The sequence below is a fragment of the Gilvimarinus sp. 1_MG-2023 genome, assembly GCF_030548285.1.
In genome coordinates this window covers 1-263 of the sequence record NZ_JAUOSC010001162.1, presented here as the reverse complement: position 1 = coordinate 263, position 263 = coordinate 1, and the positions used below count along the sequence as shown (strand labels likewise).

The 263-nt window shown below is 55.1% G+C and carries 1 protein-coding gene; it reads right to left on the bottom strand.

The features are described from left to right. A partial coding sequence (locus tag Q4563_RS23775; RefSeq protein ID WP_442903827.1) for a LysR family transcriptional regulator occupies positions 1 to 260 on the bottom strand: 260 nt, incomplete at its 3' end. Positions 261 to 263: the final 3 nt, after the last annotated feature.

The window sequence follows — 263 nt, the reverse complement described above, 5'->3', positions numbered from 1 at the left end:
CGCCCGGACAGCTTGCTGACCCCCACATTGACTTCATGCCTCAGGGTTTGCCAGGAGAACAGGGTCTGTTCCGCATGTTGGCCAAATCGTTCTCCGGCACGGGTTAACGACAGCTGCATTCGGTCACGATTCAGCAAAGGTACCCCAACTTCCTGTTCCATTCGTGCCAGCCTGCGACTGAGTGTCGATGGACTCATATGCAGCTGTTCTGCAGCCCGTCCCAAATGCAATACCGACGCCAGACAGATAAAAGACTGCAAGTC